Origin of the sequence: Stenotrophomonas sp. GbtcB23 (assembly GCF_019091045.1) — a bacterium.
GTDB classification, from domain to species: Bacteria; Pseudomonadota; Gammaproteobacteria; order Xanthomonadales; family Xanthomonadaceae; genus Stenotrophomonas; species Stenotrophomonas rhizophila_A.
On the sequence record NZ_JAGXKC010000207.1, the window covers coordinates 1 to 443 of the forward strand.

Here is a 443-nt window from a genome sequence, read left to right on the forward strand (position 1 = left end):
GTGCAACCCAGCCCCTACGACCTGTGGGCCAGCGCCGAGATGGTGGCGCTGATCCGCGAGGCGCAGGTGTTTCGGCCTGCGCTGCGCGCGGCCTTCGTCATCAATCGGCGCGTCAGTACCACCGTGATCGGGCGCGAAGCGCGCCAGGCGCTCGCCGACCAGCCGCTTCCTGCGCTGCGCGCGGAAGTGCATCAGCGCATCGTGTTCGCCGACAGCGTGGCCGCTGGCCGGCTTGCACGCGAGACGGCGCCGGACAGCGCCGCCGCCCGCGAAATCACCGCACTGGTGGACGAACTGCTGCGGTGGCCGACATGACCGCGAATCCGCCACCGAACAGCAAGCGCACGGCAAAGCGCGTCGGCATCGGCGCGCGTCCGCCCGCGAATCCGCACGCCGAGGCGTGGATTCGCCAGGGCGACGCCGACGCGCTGGGCAAGGGCGAC

At 72.0% G+C, this 443-nt stretch carries 2 pseudogenes; both read left to right on the forward strand.

Annotation, left to right across the window (positions count from 1 at the left end):
* Positions 1-315, forward strand: a pseudogene (locus tag KVS69_RS18815) (ATPase); the annotation flags it as partial.
* Positions 312-443: pseudogene (locus KVS69_RS18820) on the forward strand (chromosome partitioning protein ParB); the annotation flags it as partial. The pseudogenes KVS69_RS18815 and KVS69_RS18820, both read left to right, overlap by 4 nt.